Annotated in this window: 10 protein-coding genes and 1 pseudogene; 8 read left to right on the plus strand and 3 right to left on the minus strand. The window is 65.2% G+C overall.

All coding sequences use genetic code 11. The features are described from left to right. Positions 1-95: 95 nt before the first annotated feature. From N7L95_RS29510 to N7L95_RS29520, 3 genes are all read right to left on the minus strand, one after another. Positions 96-245 carry a hypothetical protein gene (locus N7L95_RS29510; RefSeq protein WP_301261169.1) on the minus strand — a complete coding sequence of 50 codons (150 nt, stop codon included), beginning with the start codon at positions 243-245 and terminating at the stop codon, positions 96-98. Positions 246-543: 298 nt separating this feature from the next. Beyond that, the gene (locus tag N7L95_RS29515; protein ID WP_301261170.1) at positions 544-1176 is read right to left on the minus strand and encodes a hypothetical protein; all 633 of its coding nucleotides are present in this window, start codon (positions 1174-1176) and stop codon (positions 544-546) included. A gap of 1322 nt (positions 1177-2498) precedes the next feature. Further along, positions 2499-3230, minus strand: a complete 732-nt coding sequence (locus N7L95_RS29520; RefSeq protein ID WP_301261171.1) for a PEP-CTERM sorting domain-containing protein — start codon at positions 3228-3230, stop codon at positions 2499-2501. A 792-nt stretch (positions 3231-4022) separates the two neighbouring features. Between N7L95_RS29520 and N7L95_RS29525 the strand changes: the two genes are divergently transcribed. The 8 genes and pseudogenes from N7L95_RS29525 (at position 4023) to N7L95_RS29555 (ending at position 16652) form a co-directional block, all read left to right on the plus strand. Next, positions 4023-7070: a type VI secretion system Vgr family protein gene (locus tag N7L95_RS29525; protein WP_301261172.1), complete on the plus strand. Its 3048-nt coding sequence runs from the start codon at positions 4023-4025 to the stop codon at positions 7068-7070. A 233-nt stretch (positions 7071-7303) separates the two neighbouring features. Further along, the gene (locus tag N7L95_RS29530) at positions 7304-12004 is read left to right on the plus strand and encodes an RHS repeat-associated core domain-containing protein (protein ID WP_301261173.1); all 4701 of its coding nucleotides are present in this window, start codon (positions 7304-7306) and stop codon (positions 12002-12004) included. Next, complete coding sequence (locus N7L95_RS29535) at positions 12005-12325, plus strand: hypothetical protein (protein WP_301261175.1); 321 nt, start codon at positions 12005-12007, stop codon at positions 12323-12325. It begins immediately after the preceding gene. Positions 12326-12441: 116 nt separating this feature from the next. Further along, positions 12442-12645: an NTF2 fold immunity protein gene (locus N7L95_RS29705; RefSeq protein WP_363324908.1), complete on the plus strand. Its 204-nt coding sequence runs from the start codon at positions 12442-12444 to the stop codon at positions 12643-12645. 145 nt (positions 12646-12790) lie between these two features. Beyond that, positions 12791-13896: pseudogene (locus N7L95_RS29540) on the plus strand (IS5 family transposase). A gap of 167 nt (positions 13897-14063) precedes the next feature. Further along, positions 14064-14531, plus strand: coding sequence for an IS5 family transposase (locus N7L95_RS29545; RefSeq protein WP_301261176.1), 468 nt, complete (start codon positions 14064-14066; stop codon positions 14529-14531). Positions 14532-15404: 873 nt separating this feature from the next. Beyond that, complete coding sequence (locus tag N7L95_RS29550; RefSeq protein ID WP_301261177.1) at positions 15405-15641, plus strand: MbtH family protein; 237 nt, start codon at positions 15405-15407, stop codon at positions 15639-15641. 174 nt (positions 15642-15815) lie between these two features. Beyond that, complete coding sequence (locus tag N7L95_RS29555; protein WP_301261178.1) at positions 15816-16652, plus strand: phytanoyl-CoA dioxygenase family protein; 837 nt, start codon at positions 15816-15818, stop codon at positions 16650-16652. Positions 16653-16714 lie beyond the last annotated feature (62 nt).

Below are 16714 nucleotides of genomic sequence, written 5' to 3' on the forward strand. Positions count from 1 at the left end.
GTCGCGTCTCCAATTCATTTCGCTGGTGAAGTGATAGGGCTGCGGCAGCGATGGATTCAGCCTCTTCTCGGCCATGCCTGCGCTCACGGTTGAACTCATGCGTGCGCAGCAGCGTCTTGGTGTTCACGCACCTGTTCGCGCGACAGCTTGTGGATGTCCTTGGGAACACCGTCGACGGGCTTCCCGCTCTGGAACTGCTTGCCACAGGGGTGTGTGCTCCGGATGGCATCGCGGTCGGCCTTCATCTCCTGGCGGTCTTCATCCACACGGGAGGCCCGATGCCGTTCTCCCCCCAGGTGCTGCTGCCTGCGTGGGCGGCCAGCGATGCGACACGAGATGGACATTCAAGGGCCACTCCCCAGCAGCAAAGGTCCGGAGACAAGAGACTCTCCTTACGATAGGCGCTGAAGGAGAAGCGGGTATCAGCGAAAGGGGAAGCTGGGACGGGCTGAGACCCAGGGCTCCCCAGGGCAGCCCTTCGGTCCTGATCGGGCGCTGGGTGCAACAGCAAGCTCCGGTACGCAGGGCCTGCCACGGCTCGCGTCACTTGACCGTGTATCCCCTGCCTTCAAGACAGGCGGCACGCGCTCTTGCAAATGAGAGTTGCTGCTGTTGCAGTGCGGCTTGCGGCTGAGCCGCCGTCTGATTGGCGGCTGCGTTCTGTCGCCGGCTTTGTCCACGCGCCGCGGCAGCGCCCGCCACCGCCCCGGCACCCGCCTCGTCGCCGACGATCTCGCCAACCACCGCACCCCTCGCTGCGCCCCGTGCACCCGCGCCGGGGGTGGTTTGCGTGGGGCTCACCGCGGTGCTGGATGCGGTGTTCTGCCGCCTGCTTTGCCCGCGTGCGGCAACAGCGCCGGCGGCCGCACCGGCGCCTGCCTCGTCACCAACGATCTCGCCGACCACGGCTCCCCTCATGGCGCCTCGGGCACCGGCCCCCGGGGTGGTTCCGGTGGGAGTCGTCGGTGATGTGGTCGCCGCGGCGGCTCCAGGCTGCTGGGCGGGATCGAAGCCGCTCTGTTGGATGGCCCAGCCTTGGCAGGCCGCCTCGTCGCTCTTCTGCTGCTTTGGCGTCTGTCCTCGGGCCGGATGCACAAACTGCTGCGACTGCTGCGCCCCGGCAGGGAAGACCAGCACCGCGGACAAGGCCAAGATGTACAAGAATTGCTGAGTCATGCCGATGGCCTCCTGGGGTCCACGAGAAAGAACAGATTGACGCGGCGGCCGCGACAATGCCCATCCTCAGCGTGGCACCCAAGGCCGCGGCAGAACATTGGACTTTGGTTCGACACCGTGTCTTGTCCCGCCGCCACCGGGTGGGCTGGGCGAGGCAAAGGCACTGCTCCACAGTGCGGCGACGGCGATGCTGCACCGGAGAGCACGAGGGTGTCGCGCGCCACGGTCGAGCGTTTGATCCGGCTCTTGGGACTGCGCCACACGATGCGGAGCAAGGTGGCGCGCACCACCGTGACCAACGCCGCTGCACTCTGAATCGACACCGGGTCAGCCGGCAGTTCGAGGCCGACAACCCGAATCAGCTGTGGCCTTTGTCATCGACGTCATCGTGCGTCGCATCTTGGCCGGCGCGCAGCGCCCGGATGCGAACGACATCCTGCTCGACCCCCAGGTATGTCCCTTCCGCTGGAGCCGGCACCACCTACTACTGTCATCTGGTGAGCCAGACCGTGCCAAAGCGACTTGAACCGGCCACCGTCACGGAAACTGGTGCAGTTCAGTCAAGCCTTTAGCTGGCAAGGGTGCTTCAGCAGAAGCAATTCTTGAAATTTTGAACTGGTTGCAGCGCGCAGGACACCCGTTGAGATCATCCGGCACGAAGCGTCTGCGGTAAGTGTGAAGGCTGGCTGCTCGAGCGACAGCGTCCGTGGCGTTGACATCAAGCAACGCGCGAGCTCACCTGCCCGAGAACGGATCGCCACTGAACCGCGCGCCCCCAGTTCCGACGATTGTCATGGTCCGTTCCCCGAGACAACTCAACGTGCAGCAGCAGAACGCCCGTGTCGAGAACCGCATTCGGCGTGAAGCACTCTACTGGCGCCAGCGTGGCGCTCCCGACGCGCTGAGAAGGCACGGCGAAGCGCACCGCATCGATGGCGCAAGCTCGATCATCAGCGAACTTGATATCGGGTACCCTGGGATGCCGACGTTGTTCGGCCTATTGCTCACTCAGGAAGAGCGGTCCGTCCAATTCGAGATCGATATCGATCCGGACAGCGGCAGCGTCTCGATCGAAAGATGGATTGACGCCACTGATCGGCAGAACCTGGGTGAACGCCAAGCTCGAGAAGTTGCCGGCCAGCGGCACTCTCTGAGCGCTGCCGTGTCCTCACGCCCCGAACCGAGAACGCCTTCGGGCCCGCCGCTCAATGTCGAGCAGGGCGGAGGCCGTCCTTCTGCAGCTCATCAGACGCGGCACGCCTCTACAAGAATGTACGCCTTGCGGTGGCGCCCGATGCACCACCGCCCCCCCCGGCCACGGCTCAGGCCGCTGTGCCCGGCCGGTTCTGGCGGCGACGGAGCGTCACCAACGCGCCGAGGCCGGCCAGCGCCAGCGCCGCGCTGGCCGGCTCGGGCACTGCTGGCCCCATGGTGGAGATGAAGAAGCCGCTGGAGATGAACACAGGAAGCTGCGTCTCCGAGGCTGACAGGTTCTCGAAGGTGTAGGAAAACAGCGCCGACGCTGGCGAGTCGGGATAGTGGGTGCCATCAGCCACCGCTGCCCGGGCCAGTTCACCCGGCTCGCCGTACAGGCCAATGGAGGCATGAGCATTTGATATGTCGCAGCCGTCACAGCGGGCTGCTGCGTCGAGCTGGGCCGAAACCGTGAGCGACGAGTACGGGGCAAGGGACAGATGGGCCCAGCTCATGTCCAGACTGTGCATCAGCTGGTCGTTGCGCGTCGCGTGCGCCCGCACTGCGAGGCCGGTTGGCGTGCTCGTCATCACGACGGTGCCGGTGCGCAGTTCCAACTCCGGCAGGAATTCGTCGCCCTCGTGGTTGGCGGTCCAGGCGTAGTAGTCGAAATTCTTGTACTCGGCCTTACCAGAAGTGATCCGGTACGAGGCCGCCACGCCGTCTTCCGGCCGGAGATCGCCGACCGACATCTGGAAATGGCTGACGGACGAGGACGCATCGGCCGTTGCCGCCAAAGCGGCTGGAGCGATGGCGAGCGCGGCGGTCAGGGCCAAGGTGAACTTGAGCGAATGCAGCATGCGGCACTCCCTGTTGGGGCCGCAAGCCTAATATTGATCGACGCAAAGAGCGGTTTTCATGTGCAACATTGCCGACGGCTGCCTGCGCAATGCCGGCTGGCGCCAGTTGTTTGCCCGTGAGCAGCGGCGCGGCCCCATGCGGCGTTCGCCTGGCTGGCGCACCGCTTCGAGCGCCCGCTGCAGTTGGCGATCGGTTCGTCCGTGGTCGGCAGTTGCGCCGGCCAATCAATGGCTCGCTGGCCCTGGTGTCGTGGCGGCGCTCATCCGCAACGCGGTCTGCTTCTCGGGCTGCGCCGAGTGCCCGACTCGATCCCGACGCGGCTGGCGGCACTGCCGGGCGGCGCGCCCCTGCGCTTGCTTGTGCCGCTGCGCTGGCTTGGCCCGGTCGCTCTTGCGCAGCTCTGCTGCACCGCGGCCGCGGTCTCCCTCGCTTTAATCTTCGAGGTCGCTTCAAACCCCACGCGCTGCGCGAGGTGAAACGCAAGCCGGCCTTCTGCAGCTGGCGAGCCATGCCGAGCCACCCCTCTCTTGGGGGGATGGGTGTGCTACAGGCCCGAACTACACTTGCCGACCAAGACAATCGGCACCCCGGCCGCCGTCACGCGCTGCTGCGAGGATGCCACCCCAGGGAGGGGTTCCAATGCCGCTTTGCCGCCCGGCTTTCGCTGGTCCATCGAGCTCGACCGCCGGCTCGTCCGCCGTGTCCACCCGGTACCCCACCGGCGCTGCCCGCTGCGCTCTTGTGCGCGCCGCCGGCCCCTCCTCGGTCTGCCGACCCTCTCCTGCCAGATGATGCCAACACTGCAATCGCTCATCGGTGGGCGCCAACATGCGCGCCTGCTGCGCCTGTCCTTTCCCGAAGGCGACGCGCCACAGGCTGAACTGCTGGTGGAGCGGCTCGACGCGGTCGAATCGCTGTCACGCGACTTCCGCTACACGGTCGAGCTGCTGAGCGACGAGGCCAACCTCCGGCTGGAAGAGCTGCAGGGCAAGCTGATGTGCGTGTCGCTGGTGCGCGCCGACGGCGGCCTGCGGCACTTCACCGGCCGCATCCACACCTTCCGGCACGTCAGGACAGACGGCGGCATCGTGTTCTACGAAGCAGTGCTGGTGCCATGGCTGTGCTACCTGACGCTGCGCCACAACCACCGGCTGTTCCATAGCCAGACGCTGCAACAGCAGATCCAGGCCCTGCTGGCCGACTACGGCCCGCTGCCCACCTGGGACTGGAAGGTCACCGGCGAGCAGCCCGAGTTCACGATGTGCACCCAGTGGGCGGAGAGCGACCACAACTATGTGCACCGGCGCCTGGAAACGGCCGGCTACGTCTTCCACTACGAGCACACCGACCAGGGCCACAGCTGGCAGGTCTACGACGACACCCGCGGGCTGCCGCCCATCGACGGGGCCGCGCCCGAGATCCGCTTCCACAGCCACAGCGGCGCCGAAGACGAAGACGCGATCGCACAGTGGAGCCCGCGCCGCCATTGGGCGTCCGCGCATTCGGCGATCAGCGGCTTTGACTTCAAGAACCCGCAGCCGGTCCACGTCGAGCAACCGACCGTCAACGAGCAAGGCGACATCCCGAAGCTCGAGGTGCACAGCTACGAAGGCCACTACGGCTTCAAGCACCGCGCCGGCGCCGAGCAGCTGGCACGCCAGCGCATGGAAGAGATCGAGGCCCGCGGCAAGCAGTTCGAAGCCCGAGGCAATTGCACCCGCGTGATGCCCGGCCGCTGGTTCAAGCTCGCCGACCACTTCGCCCACCACGGCGAGGACGCCGAGTTCCTGATCCTCGAAGCGCGGCACCAGGCCCGCAACAACTACCTGCAAGGCGACGATGGCGTCGCGGAGTACACAAACAGCTTCGTCTGCCAGCCCAAGGCGGTCGTCTGGCGCCCCGGGCGCGGGTTCAACAGCCAACGGACGCAGATCCTCGCGCCGCAGACCGCCACGGTGGTCGGCCCGCAAGGCACCGGCAGCCTGCATGTGGACGAGTACGGCCGCATCCAGGTGCAGTTCCACTGGGACCGCGCGCACAGCGGCAGCTGCTGGGTGAGGGTGGCGACCCACTGGGCCGGCGGCGAGAACGGCCTCATCAGCCATCCCCGGGTCGGCTCGGAAGTGGTGATCCAGTTTCTGGACGGCCACCCGGACCATCCGCTGGTGACGGGCTGCGTGCACAACCAGGCCCACATGCCGCCGTGGAGGCTTCCTGAGCAGCGCGCCCTGACCGGCTTGCGCAGCCGCGAGCTGACGCCGGAGGGCGGCAACAGCGCGGGTGGCCGCAGCAACCATGTGTTGCTCGACGACACCGAGAACGGCATCCAGGTGCAGGCCAGGAGCGACCACCAGGCCAGCCAGCTCAGCCTCGGGCACATCACCCGGGTTGAAGACAATGCGGGCCGCAAGGACGCCAGAGGCCAAGGTTTTGAGCTGCGCACCGATGGCCACGGCGCCTTGCGCGCGGCACAGGGCCTGCTGCTCACCACCGAGGAGCGGCTGAACGCGCGGGCGCACACCACCGACATGGCCGAGACGCTGGAGCGGCTCACGCAGGGCCAGGACCTGCACCAGAGCCTGTCCGACGCCGCCAGGGAGGCGCAGGCGCACCAGGCCGGCGACCAAGACGAGGTGGTCAAGGCGCTGCAGGCGCAGACGACCGACATCAGGGGTTCGGGCGGTCACCCCGCCGATGGTGACTTCCCCGAGTTCCAGGCGCCTCACCTCACGCTCGCGAGCCCCGCCGGCATCCAGGCCACCACGCAAGGCTCGACCCATGTGGTCAGCGCCGAGCACACGGCACTGACCAGCGGCGGCCACACCAGCCTCAGCGCCGGCAAGAGCCTGCTGGCCAGCGTCAAGGACGCCGTGCGGCTGTTTGCCTACAAGGCCGGCATGAAGCTGGTGGCCGCCACCTCGGACATCGACATCGTCGCGCTCAAGGACAGCATCAACGTCCTGGCCAAGCTCAACATCACGCAGACCGCCAACCGCATCACCATCACCGCCAAGGAAGAGGTCGTCGTCAACGGTGGCGGCAGCTTCAGCAAGTGGAGCAGCGGCGGCATCACGCATGGCACCAGCGGTCCCTGGCAGGTCAAGGCGGCCAGCTTCTCCCACAGCGGCCCTGCCAGCATGGGCTCACCCAGCTTGCCGCAGGCGACCCGATTGCCCCAGGGCCACCTGGAGCTGTTCCACGAATACGTGCGCTCGACCGGTGAGCGTGTCAAAGGCGTCCAACAGGGCGAGTTCAGCGTGCTGGACTCCGAGGCGGGCCGCCGCGGCGGGACGCTGGACGGCAAGGGATTCAACGCGGTGGCCGGCGTGCCGATGGGCATGGTGGAGATTGTCTACGGCAAGGACCCGAGCGACACCTGGGCCGAAGGCAGCCACTTCGGCAGGTTCAACTGGCCGCCTGAGCCGCCTCCCGCACCCAATTCGGCAATGTCAGCGATGAGCGCAGCCCGCCTTGGATCGGATGCCGCCGCAACGGCCTCGGCCGCCCTCGGCCGTGCTGCCGGCATGGCCGCTTTGGGAGGCGCAGCCTCCGGTGCCGCGGCCGCGGGCCTGGGCCGGATGGCTGCCCTCGCCTCCGCCGCCCAGCAAGCGCTTGGCACGGTTCAGGCCATCCAGCAGGGCGGCGCGAAGGCGCTGCTCGGGCCGGCGGTGCAGCTGGCGCAGTCCGCGGCCCTGCCCGCTGTGGCGCACCAGGCCGCCGGCATCCTGCCGCCCGGATTCGCAGGCGAGCGACCCGGTGGCCCGGCTGGCATGCCGGCGCTGGCCACAGCCACACGGGCTCCCGCAGCATTCGACGACTTCAGGGAACACGCCGTCTGACGGCGCGACCACAAAACCACATGACCGAGCCCACCCACACCCCGCCCCCGGCGGGGCAGACGCCCAAGCGCGAGCCACAGACGGCGGTCGCCCCCTTGAACGCCATTGCGCCGGAGGACCTTCGCGCCAGCGCCAACAAATTCGACGCCTGGCTGCAGAAGAAGACCGGTGGCTACATCACGCTGGACCGGCTGACCGCCGTCGCAGGCAGCCTGCCCGTGCTGAGCACCATCATGGCGCTGGCCGACGCCGTGATGGACATCGTGCACATCGTCGAAGGCTACCTGGCGAAGCGGAGCGCCGACGTCTTCCAATGGGTCTCGCTCGGCATCAACGTCATCGGCATCGTGCCCACGCTGGGGACCGTGCGGGTGAGCCTGCGCCCGGCGCTACACCTGGTGCGCAGCCGCTTCGCGGCCGGCGCCAAGGACATCGGCGCTGCCGTGGTCCAGGTGCTCACGATGGAGCTGGCCGACCACATCACCGGCTCCATGGAGGACTTCATCACCCAGGCGACACACAAGCTCGACGGCATGCTCAAGGAGTGCGCCGACTGGGCCGACAAGTTCGCCGATTCCCTCATCAGCGTGCTCAAGCGCAGCCTGGGTGACGAGCCGCTGTTCAAGCTCAACCCGCCGCCACCGCCGCCTGCCCGGGTGGTCTACGACCCCAAGACCACCTCCTTCTTCGGCGAGATGATGCAGTCGGCCAAGCAGATGGGGCGCGACGCCAAGCACCTGGCCCAGGTGGGCATGACGCACACCGGCAACGCCTACCGCAAGGTCGGCAACTATGTGGGCGCCAAGGCCGCCGACCTGCTGCCCGCGCAGGCCCGCGCCACGGTGCAAGGCCTCATCGACACCCTGCAGCTGACCAAGGTCAACTTCCGGGCCAGCCTGGCCCAGCTGGCTGACGCCAATGTCGAGCGCAGCATCATGTGGCTGCTGCAGCGCATCCTGCAGGCGCTGGCCAGCCGTCGCAAGACCCGCCGCGCCATGATGCCGGCGGACAAAGGCACCCAGGTCAGCGAGAAGCTCCACGGCAAGAAGATGGAGGCCGTCAACCAGCAGGCCAAGGCCGAAGGGGACCCGGACATCTGCATCCTGGGGCCGGCCCTTGCAAAGACAGACGGCTCCATCAGCTTCGTCACCGGCGCCGAGAGCTTCACGCACACCGACTTCCAGCTGCAGGCGCCCTTGCCGATCACCTGGAGCCGCACCTACCGCAGCAACCTCCAGGCTTTCGATGAAGGCCACCTCGGCGCCCGCTGGCTGACGCCCTTCAGCACCCGCATCGACGTGCAAGGCCGGGGGCGCGAGCGCACGCTGGTCTACCACGGCGCCGACGGCCGCAGCCACCGCTACCCGTGGCTCGAAGTCGGACAGAGCCACCGCGACACCATCGAGCACCGCACGCTCACCCGCATCAGCGCCACGCTGCTGTGGCTCGACGTGAGCAAGCCGCTGCCCGCGGGCGAGGCCAGCCCCTGGCGCGAAACCTACGAGCTGGTCGACACCTGCCCGGGCAGGGCCAAGACACTGGGCGAGCGGCACTTCCGGCTGGTGGCCATCCAGGCGCTGCACGGGGCGGCCATCGGCCTGCGCTACGACCACCTCATCACCGAAGGGCCATACGCCGGCGAGCAGGTGCTCAGCGACATCCTGAGCAAGCAGGGCGACACCACGATCGCCCACCTGGGCGTCCAACCCGATGTCAGGACCGGCCGCATCCTGGGGCTGTGGGAGATCAAGGAAGGGCAGTTGGTGCGCCAGCTCGCGGCCTACCAGTACGACGAGCACGGCGACCTGGTGCAGGCACGTGACGAGAACGGCGCCGCCTGGAACTATCAGTACCAGCACCACCTGGTCACCCGCTACACCGACCGCACCGGCCGAGGCATGAACCTCGAATACGACGGCAGCGGGCCGACCGCCCGGGCCATCCACGAGTGGGCCGACGACGGCAGCTTCGACACCCGGCTGGAGTGGGACGCAAACATCCGCCTGACCTACGTGACGGATGCCCTCGGCCAGGAGACCTGGGTCTACTACGACATCAAGGGCTACACCTACCGCGTCATTCACGCTGACAAGCGCGAGGAGTGGTTCTATCGCGATGACGCCAAGCGCATCACCTGCCACGTCCACGCCGACGGCAGCACCGAGCACTTCCGCTACGACGAGTTTGGCAACCTGATCCATCACACCCGCGCCGATGGCAGCGAGGTGCATTTCGAGTACGACCAGGGACACCGCCTCACCGGCATCCTCGATCCGGACGGTGGGGTCTGGAAGCGGGACTACGACTTGCAGGGTCGCTTGAGCGAAGAGACCGATCCGCTGGGCCACAAGACCCAGTACGGCTACGACCAGGCGGGCCGCGTGAGCAAGGTCACCGATGCCAAGGGCGGGACCAAGAAGCTCGCTTACACCGCCAGCGGCCAGTTGGCCCGCTACACCGACTGCTCAGGCCGCACCACGCAGTGGATCTATGACGAGCGTAACCGGCTGGTGAAGACAGCGGATGCGGCCGGCCACGAGACGGCCTACCGCTATACGCGCCTTACCCCGGAAACGCTACAACAGGCCTGGCCATCCGAGGACTTCGGCAACCACCCAGGTCAGCTTGAAGCCATTGTCCACGCCGATGAGAGCGAAGAGCACTTCTGCCACGACGCCGAAGGCCGGTTGCTCAAGCACACCGATGCGCTCAGGCGCACCACGAGCTATCGCTACACGGCTGCCGGCCGGGTGCACGACCGGATCGACGCGCTGGGCCAGCGCCTGGGCTACCGCTGGGACAAGTTGGGCCGCCTGACCGAGCTGCGCAACGAAAACGACCAGCCCTACACCTTCCGCTACGACCCAGTGGGCCAGTTGCTCCAAGAAACCGGCTTCGATGGCAAGACCACGCAATACCGCTACACCGAGGACACCGGCGTGTTGCAAGCCGTCATCGATGGCGAGGTCACCACGGAACTGAAATTCGACCCGATGGGGCGACTGCTGCAACGCAAGGCCACCGCGCCCGGCCAAGACGAGCAGGTCGAGAGCTTTGACTACTACCCGGGTGGTCGGATCGGCGAAGCGAAAAACGAGCACGCCCGGCTGCAGTGGTTCTACGACGAAGCCGGCAACCTGGTGCGCGAACATCACGGCTACCACGGGCCGCACTTCCCAGAGAAGCGCACAGCTGTCTGGCACCACCGCTACAACGAGCTGAACCAGCGCATCGGCACGACGCGGCCGGACGGCCATACACTGGAATGGCTGACCTACGGCTCGGGCCACATCCATGGGCTGGTGCTCGATGGACAAGACGTGCTGGGCTTCGAGCGTGATGAGATGCACCGTGAGGTCTACCGCCAGCAGGGCAACGGCCTGGAGCAGCGTCAGAAGTACGACCCGGTGGGGCGATTGCTGGAGCAGCAGGTCAACCACAGCCAGCAGCGCACGCCGGTACAGATGGGGGACGCCTACAAGAACCAGTATGGCGCCACTGTCGGCACGCCAGCGTCCATCCTGCGACGCTATCGCTACGACCTGGCAGGCCAGCTCGACCACATAGAGGACAGTCGCAGGGGGCGGCTGGAGTACCGGTACGATCCCGTTGGGCGGCTGCTGAAAGCGACCACGGCCTGGGCGAAAGAGACCTTCGCCTTCGACCCGGCGGGCAACATCGTACCGGTGGGGGAGCAGGGCGAAAAGCCCGTGACCGTTGCGCAGCGGCCCAAACTGCCGAAGGTGCTTGACAACCTGCTGCAGGAGTATGCCGGGACCCGCTATCGATACGACGAGCGGGGCAACCTGGTCGAGCGCGTTCACAATGGCCAGCGCTCGAAGTTCGAGTGGGATGTCTTCAATCGGATGATCCAGGCAGCGACGCCCGAGGGCGAGGTCACCTTCGCCTACGACCCGCTGGGGCGGCGCATTACCAAACACAACCAGTCCATCGTGGCAGAAGGTGCTGCGCGACGCGCAGCTGCACAGACGGTGTACGGCTGGGATGGCGACACCTTGGCCTTCGAGAGCCGCGCGACGGCAGGCGATGCGCAGATCGTGCACTACATCCACGAGCCGGGCGGCTTCGTACCTTTACTGCAGGCGCGAAGAAGTGGTGCCATCCCGCTCAGCCCGACAACCGACGTCAAAGCCTTGATGGACGCCAACGGTGGCCAGTACCACATGGAACTCGATCCGCTGTGGAACGGCGAAGTAGAAACCGAGGCCGTGCCGTTCGACAAGGAGGACATCGTCTTCTACCAGTGCGATCAACTTGGCACGCCGCAGGAGCTGACCGACCACGAAGGCAAGGTGGCGTGGGCGGCACAATTCAAGGCTTGGGGGCAAGCCAAGGAAATGATCAGCGAGGCGGCTCGAAAGGCCGGGATTTCCAACTCGATTCGATTTCCTGGCCAATACTTCGACGAAGAAACCGGCCTGCACTACAACCGAAATCGATATTACGACTCACACTCAGGACGATTCATATCAAAAGATCCGATTGGGTTGCTGGGTGGAATCCATTTGTACGAATATGCGCCGAATCCGGTGCACTGGATCGACCCATTAGGGTTGAGCGCCGCTTCAGATCTGCCAAAGCTTCGCGGATATACTGTGCCACGAGTAAAAAATACTGTTTCTAAGGCTGGTTTTACAAGGGCATCGGGCAATGCCAATAACGAAACATGGCGTCATCCTGACGGTTCTGAAGTTCGTATTCACCAGCACGGGAATCAAAATAGGCTGAACACCGCAGGAAATCTTACACCGAAGTCCGGGTTGAACGCTCACGTCCACAAGGAATGTCCGCTAGGACATCAACTTAACGACGAGGGGAATGCTTCTACGAATCTTGACGAGACGCATATTGGGATCAAGAATCCAAAAACTCTGCCGACAGTTAGAGGTAGGCCTCACGGTGATGGTGCTTAAGTGACATACGAGTTAAACATCAAATTTCAATCAAACGCAGCAGCGGCAGATGCTCTGTCGCTTCTGGAAGTCAACACACTTTGCATAAAAAAATCTAATAACGTCGCCCTACTCAAGGACCCTGATCTGCACAGCTCGTATGAGTATGACATCGGCGTAACGCGCAGAGAGGGCGACGAGTTGTTTGTTGAAATAATTTTTAAATCAAAACCACTTTACCTTGCATTAAAATCAGCATTCGGTTGTCACATCTATTCCATAACCGATGAGGCTGATGAGAAAACAAGCCTGGAGGCAATATTTAAAATAGCAAACTTTTGACTGCCGTCACGGCGGACCCTTGCCTTCAGCCCCCACGCACGACTTTATAACAACCGCCAACCGGCCCGCTCATCGAGGCAATAATCATGAAGTTATCAAATGTGGTTGCAAGAAAAATGGCCGCAGAATTGGCGGAAATTTACATTTCGAACATTTGTGGACAGCAGGCCGCAGACCAACAGAGGCCTTATGGCGTGAACGAGCACGGGGACTGTTGGCAAGTGGAAGGCGTTTTGCAAAAGCTGCAGCCGGGTGGGATCTTTGAAATCCATATCGCCAAGGAGGATGGAAAGGTCTTGCTGCTAAGGCATTCGAGATAAATTATCAACCTGCAACGAAGCGCCAGGGAGGGGGAACAAATGCCAGGGGTTATCCGACTAGCAGGCTGCTGAAGTACCGCGGGCGACGGTCCACCGGGATAGGGGTGAGCGCGTTATGGCTGGAGAACAACGATTGAGGGATCTGATGCGGGGCGCCGACACGTTTACCGAAGGCTTGTTCACGATGCGCCGGCTGGATGACTTTGTCCCAGCCAGTCATCCGCTGCGCCGGATCCGGGTGATGGTCAACGAGGCGCTGGCCAAGATGACGAGTTGTTCTCGCGCATGTACGAGGCCGACATCAAGGGTGGTCGCCCGAGCATTGCCCCTGAGAAGCTGCTGCGCGCGATGCTATTGCAGATCCTGTTCAGCATCTGCTTGGAGCGCCAGCTCATGGAGCAGACGCAGTACAACCCGCTGCTTCGCTGGTTCATCGGGCTGTCGATGGACGGCACGGTGTGGGTGCCGACGGTGTTCAGCAAGAATCGCCAGCGCCTGATCGAGCACGACGCGGTCGTGGCCTTCTTCAACGAAGTCATCAGCACGGCCGAGCAGAAGGACTGGCTGTCGCGCGAGCACTTCAGCGTCGACGGCACGCTCATGCAGGCCTGGGCGGGCCACAAGAGCTTCGTGCGCAAGGACGGCGATAGCGATGCCGGCGGCACCGGCGGCACCGGCGGCTTCAAAGGCGACAAGCGCAGCAACCAGACGCACGAGTCCAAGACCGATCCGGATTTCAGGCTGTACTGCAAGGGTAAGACCGCCAGCGAACTGCGCTACATGGGGCACACCCTCACCGACAACCGGCATGGCCTGGTGGTCAACGCCGTGGTCACTCACGCCGACGGATACGCCGAACGCGAGGTGGCCAAGGCGATGATGAAGGACGCGCGCCAAGTGGTGCCGGATCCGAGCACCGAGCTCACGCTGGGAGCTGACAAGGGCTACGACGCGGCTGAGTTCATTGGCGAGCTGCAGCGTTTGAACGTCACGCCGCATGTGGCGCAGAACAAGTCCCGGCGCCGCTCTGCGGTGCCCGACGAAGTCGCGGCCACCGAGGGCTATGCGCTGTCGCAACGCAAGAGAAAGCTTATCGAGCAAGGCTTCTGCTGGGCCAAGTTCGTCGGCCCGATCCGGCAGGTGATGGTGCGCGGCATCAAGAAGGTCGACCAGTTGTTCGTGCTGACGATGGCCGCCTACAACCTCGTGCGCATGCGTACCTTGGCAGAACTCCGTCCAGTGGCGGGATAACGGCTCCCACGAGCCTCGAAAACGCCTCCGCGGCGGGAGAAACGGCCAAAAACTCGAGCGAAATCCGCGAATCGCCACGCTTGCCCCCCACCAGCATGCCGAGGGCTGCTCCAAGCGCCGGTACTTCAGCAGCCTGCTAGGCGATCGCACAAGCCCCGGCGACCTCGTTGTCGCTGTTGGCGCCACCCAAAAAAGTCGCCCGGCGCGAACCAGCGGACCATGCACTGGGGTGTAGCCGCGGCGGCTGGGGCGCCCAGCTTCATGTGGTGAATGATGGCGCCGGGATACCGCTGGCCGTGAAGCTCAGCCCTGGGCAGGCCCATGAATCGCTGTACGCTGAGTCAGTGCTCGACTCCATGCGCGTCTGTCTGCCCAGCGGCACAGTGCGGCAAAGGGCCGAGCGCATGGCTGGCGACAAGGCCTACAGCCAGCGGCGTATCAGGCAGTGGCTGCGGCAGCGACACATACGAGCCGTCATCCCTGAACGGCGTGATCAGCAACAGCGTCGCCGCAACGTCATTGAGCGCTGCATCGGCTGGTTGAAGGAAGCACGTGCCGTTGCTACCTGCTTCGAGAAGCTGGCCTTGCACCATCTCGGTGGCGTCAAGCTGCCCATGATCCGACGGTGCTTGTGAGCCGTCTCGTCAAACACGCCCTAGCCCGCTCCTAATCCCATTCCGCCACTGCAGACCACAGCCTCTCACCCCAGCTCGGATGCACAGCGGCTGCGCGAGCTGGAAGAGGAGAACGCCAAACTCGACAAGGGCTGCTGTTCTGCGCCCACCACCGCATGCACGCGCTCAAGAGCGGGCTCGGGATAAAGCGCTAGCGCCACAGGCCGAGCGCGAGGTGATCGGCATGATGGTCTCAGAGCACCAGCTGTCGCGCGCCGCGCATATCGCCTTCTGCGGCTTCCAGGTGACAGCTGTAGGCACCCGCCGTGGATCGACGCCGGGACCAGACGCTGGTCGAGCGCATCGTCGAAATGGCGCACCTGACGCCAGTCTGGCGACCGCCGCATCCACAAGTTGCTGCGGCCGCAGACGCGCACGCGCGGAAAAGCGCTCGCGAACGCCAACGCGTTCTTGCGCTGGAAGAATCCCTGAGCCCCAACGCGAGTTCAAAGAAGAAGGCACATGCCTCATACAGCGCGCCCCGGTGGACCCAGGAAGCCTCAATGGTGCAGCTCACACCGGCGGCCTGATCTGCCCTGCAGTCACGAGCCTGCCATTCCCCACGACAAGACCCGGTCCGCGCAGGAGGCCCCCGTCGCGCAGCTGATCGAGCAGGTGTGCGCCCCCCTCAGTGAGGCCATGCCGGGCATCGATCTTAGAACTCATTTCCCGTCGATCGGGTTTCCCCCGGCATATCTTCGCAAGAAAGTACTGAAGCCCAGAGCCAACGTACCACGAGGCACTTCAATCCCGTCCTACGCTTCGTCCGCATCCTGGATTCACGGTGCCGGCTTCCACCCAGCGGCGCCACACCCTACCTAGAGCAGCGAGACCATGAGCTTTGACGACGACAACACGATCTTCCGCGTGGTGGTCAACCATGAGGAGCAGTACTCGATCTGGCCGGACTACCGGCAGGTGCCAGACGGCTGGCGGGAGGCGGGCAAGACCGGCAGCAAGGCCGAGTGCCTGGCCTACATCAACGAGGTGTGGACCGACATGCGTCCGCTGAGCTTGCGCCGGCAGATGGAGGCCGCGGAGTCCGGCGCAGTGGCGGGCGTCGGTCCCTGAGGCGGGGCGGCCGCACCGAGCGAGCCGCCAGCGCCGCCCCTGCTTTCGATCCAGCCACACGGCCTCCGGCCCTTGCCGGAGCTGCGTCCGGGTGTGCCTCTGGCACACGCCGGTGGGCCAGTTCGTGCCCAGCGAACGCGGCGCGGCCATCCACGTCTGTCCAGAGAGGTATCCATGTCATCGAGCCCCCTTTCGATTTCCGCCGCAGCGATCCGGCGCGACTACCAGCGCCAGGGCTTCCACCTCGCCGATGCCGTGTTCACGCCGGCGGAGGTGGCGCGGCTGTGCCATGAAGTACAGGGCGGCGGCGCATTCCGGTCCTCCGTCACGGTGAAGGAACTCAGCCGCGACCGGGTGCGCTCGGTCTATGGCGGGCTCGACACCAGCGAGCTGCTGCAGCGGCTGGTGGCCGACCCGCGCCTCGTGCTGCCCGCCATGGAGCTGCTGGATGGCGAGGTGTACGTCTACCAGTTCAAGGTCAACATGAAGGCGCCCTTCGAGGGCGACATCTGGCCCTGGCACCAGGACTACGCCTTCTGGGCCCATCTCGACGGAATGCCGAGGCCGGATGCGGTGACCGTGACCCTCTACCTGGACGACGTGACCGAATTCAACGGGCCGATGATCTGCATCCCCGGCTCGCACAGCGCCGGGCTCTACCCCTGCGTCGACACGGACGCAGTGCGGCTCGGGGTGGACGAGGCGGTGCGGCAGGGCGCGGACGTGTCCAGCAAGCTGCGCTACACGCTGGAGCCGGAGGCGGTGCGCTCGCTCGCTTCCGACTACGGGCTGTTCTCGGCGCGCGCGCCGCGCGGCTCGCTGTTCTTCTTCCACCCCAACCTGCCGCACGCCTCTGGCAACAACATCTCGCCGCTACCACGGCGGCAGATCTTCATCACCTACAACAGTGTGAAGAACACGCTGCCGCGCCCCCCCACCCGGCCGGCCTACCTGGTGAACCCCGACACGCGCCCGGTCGTGCCGCGACACGAGGCACTGACCGAGGCATGAGCGGAGCCGGCCTCGCCTCGCTCCCGCGTTCCTGACATTCCCCGCCCTGCCCGAGTACTGTC

The sequence above is a fragment of the Eleftheria terrae genome (assembly GCF_030419005.1).
Classification (GTDB): domain Bacteria; phylum Pseudomonadota; class Gammaproteobacteria; order Burkholderiales; family Burkholderiaceae_C; genus Caldimonas; species Caldimonas terrae.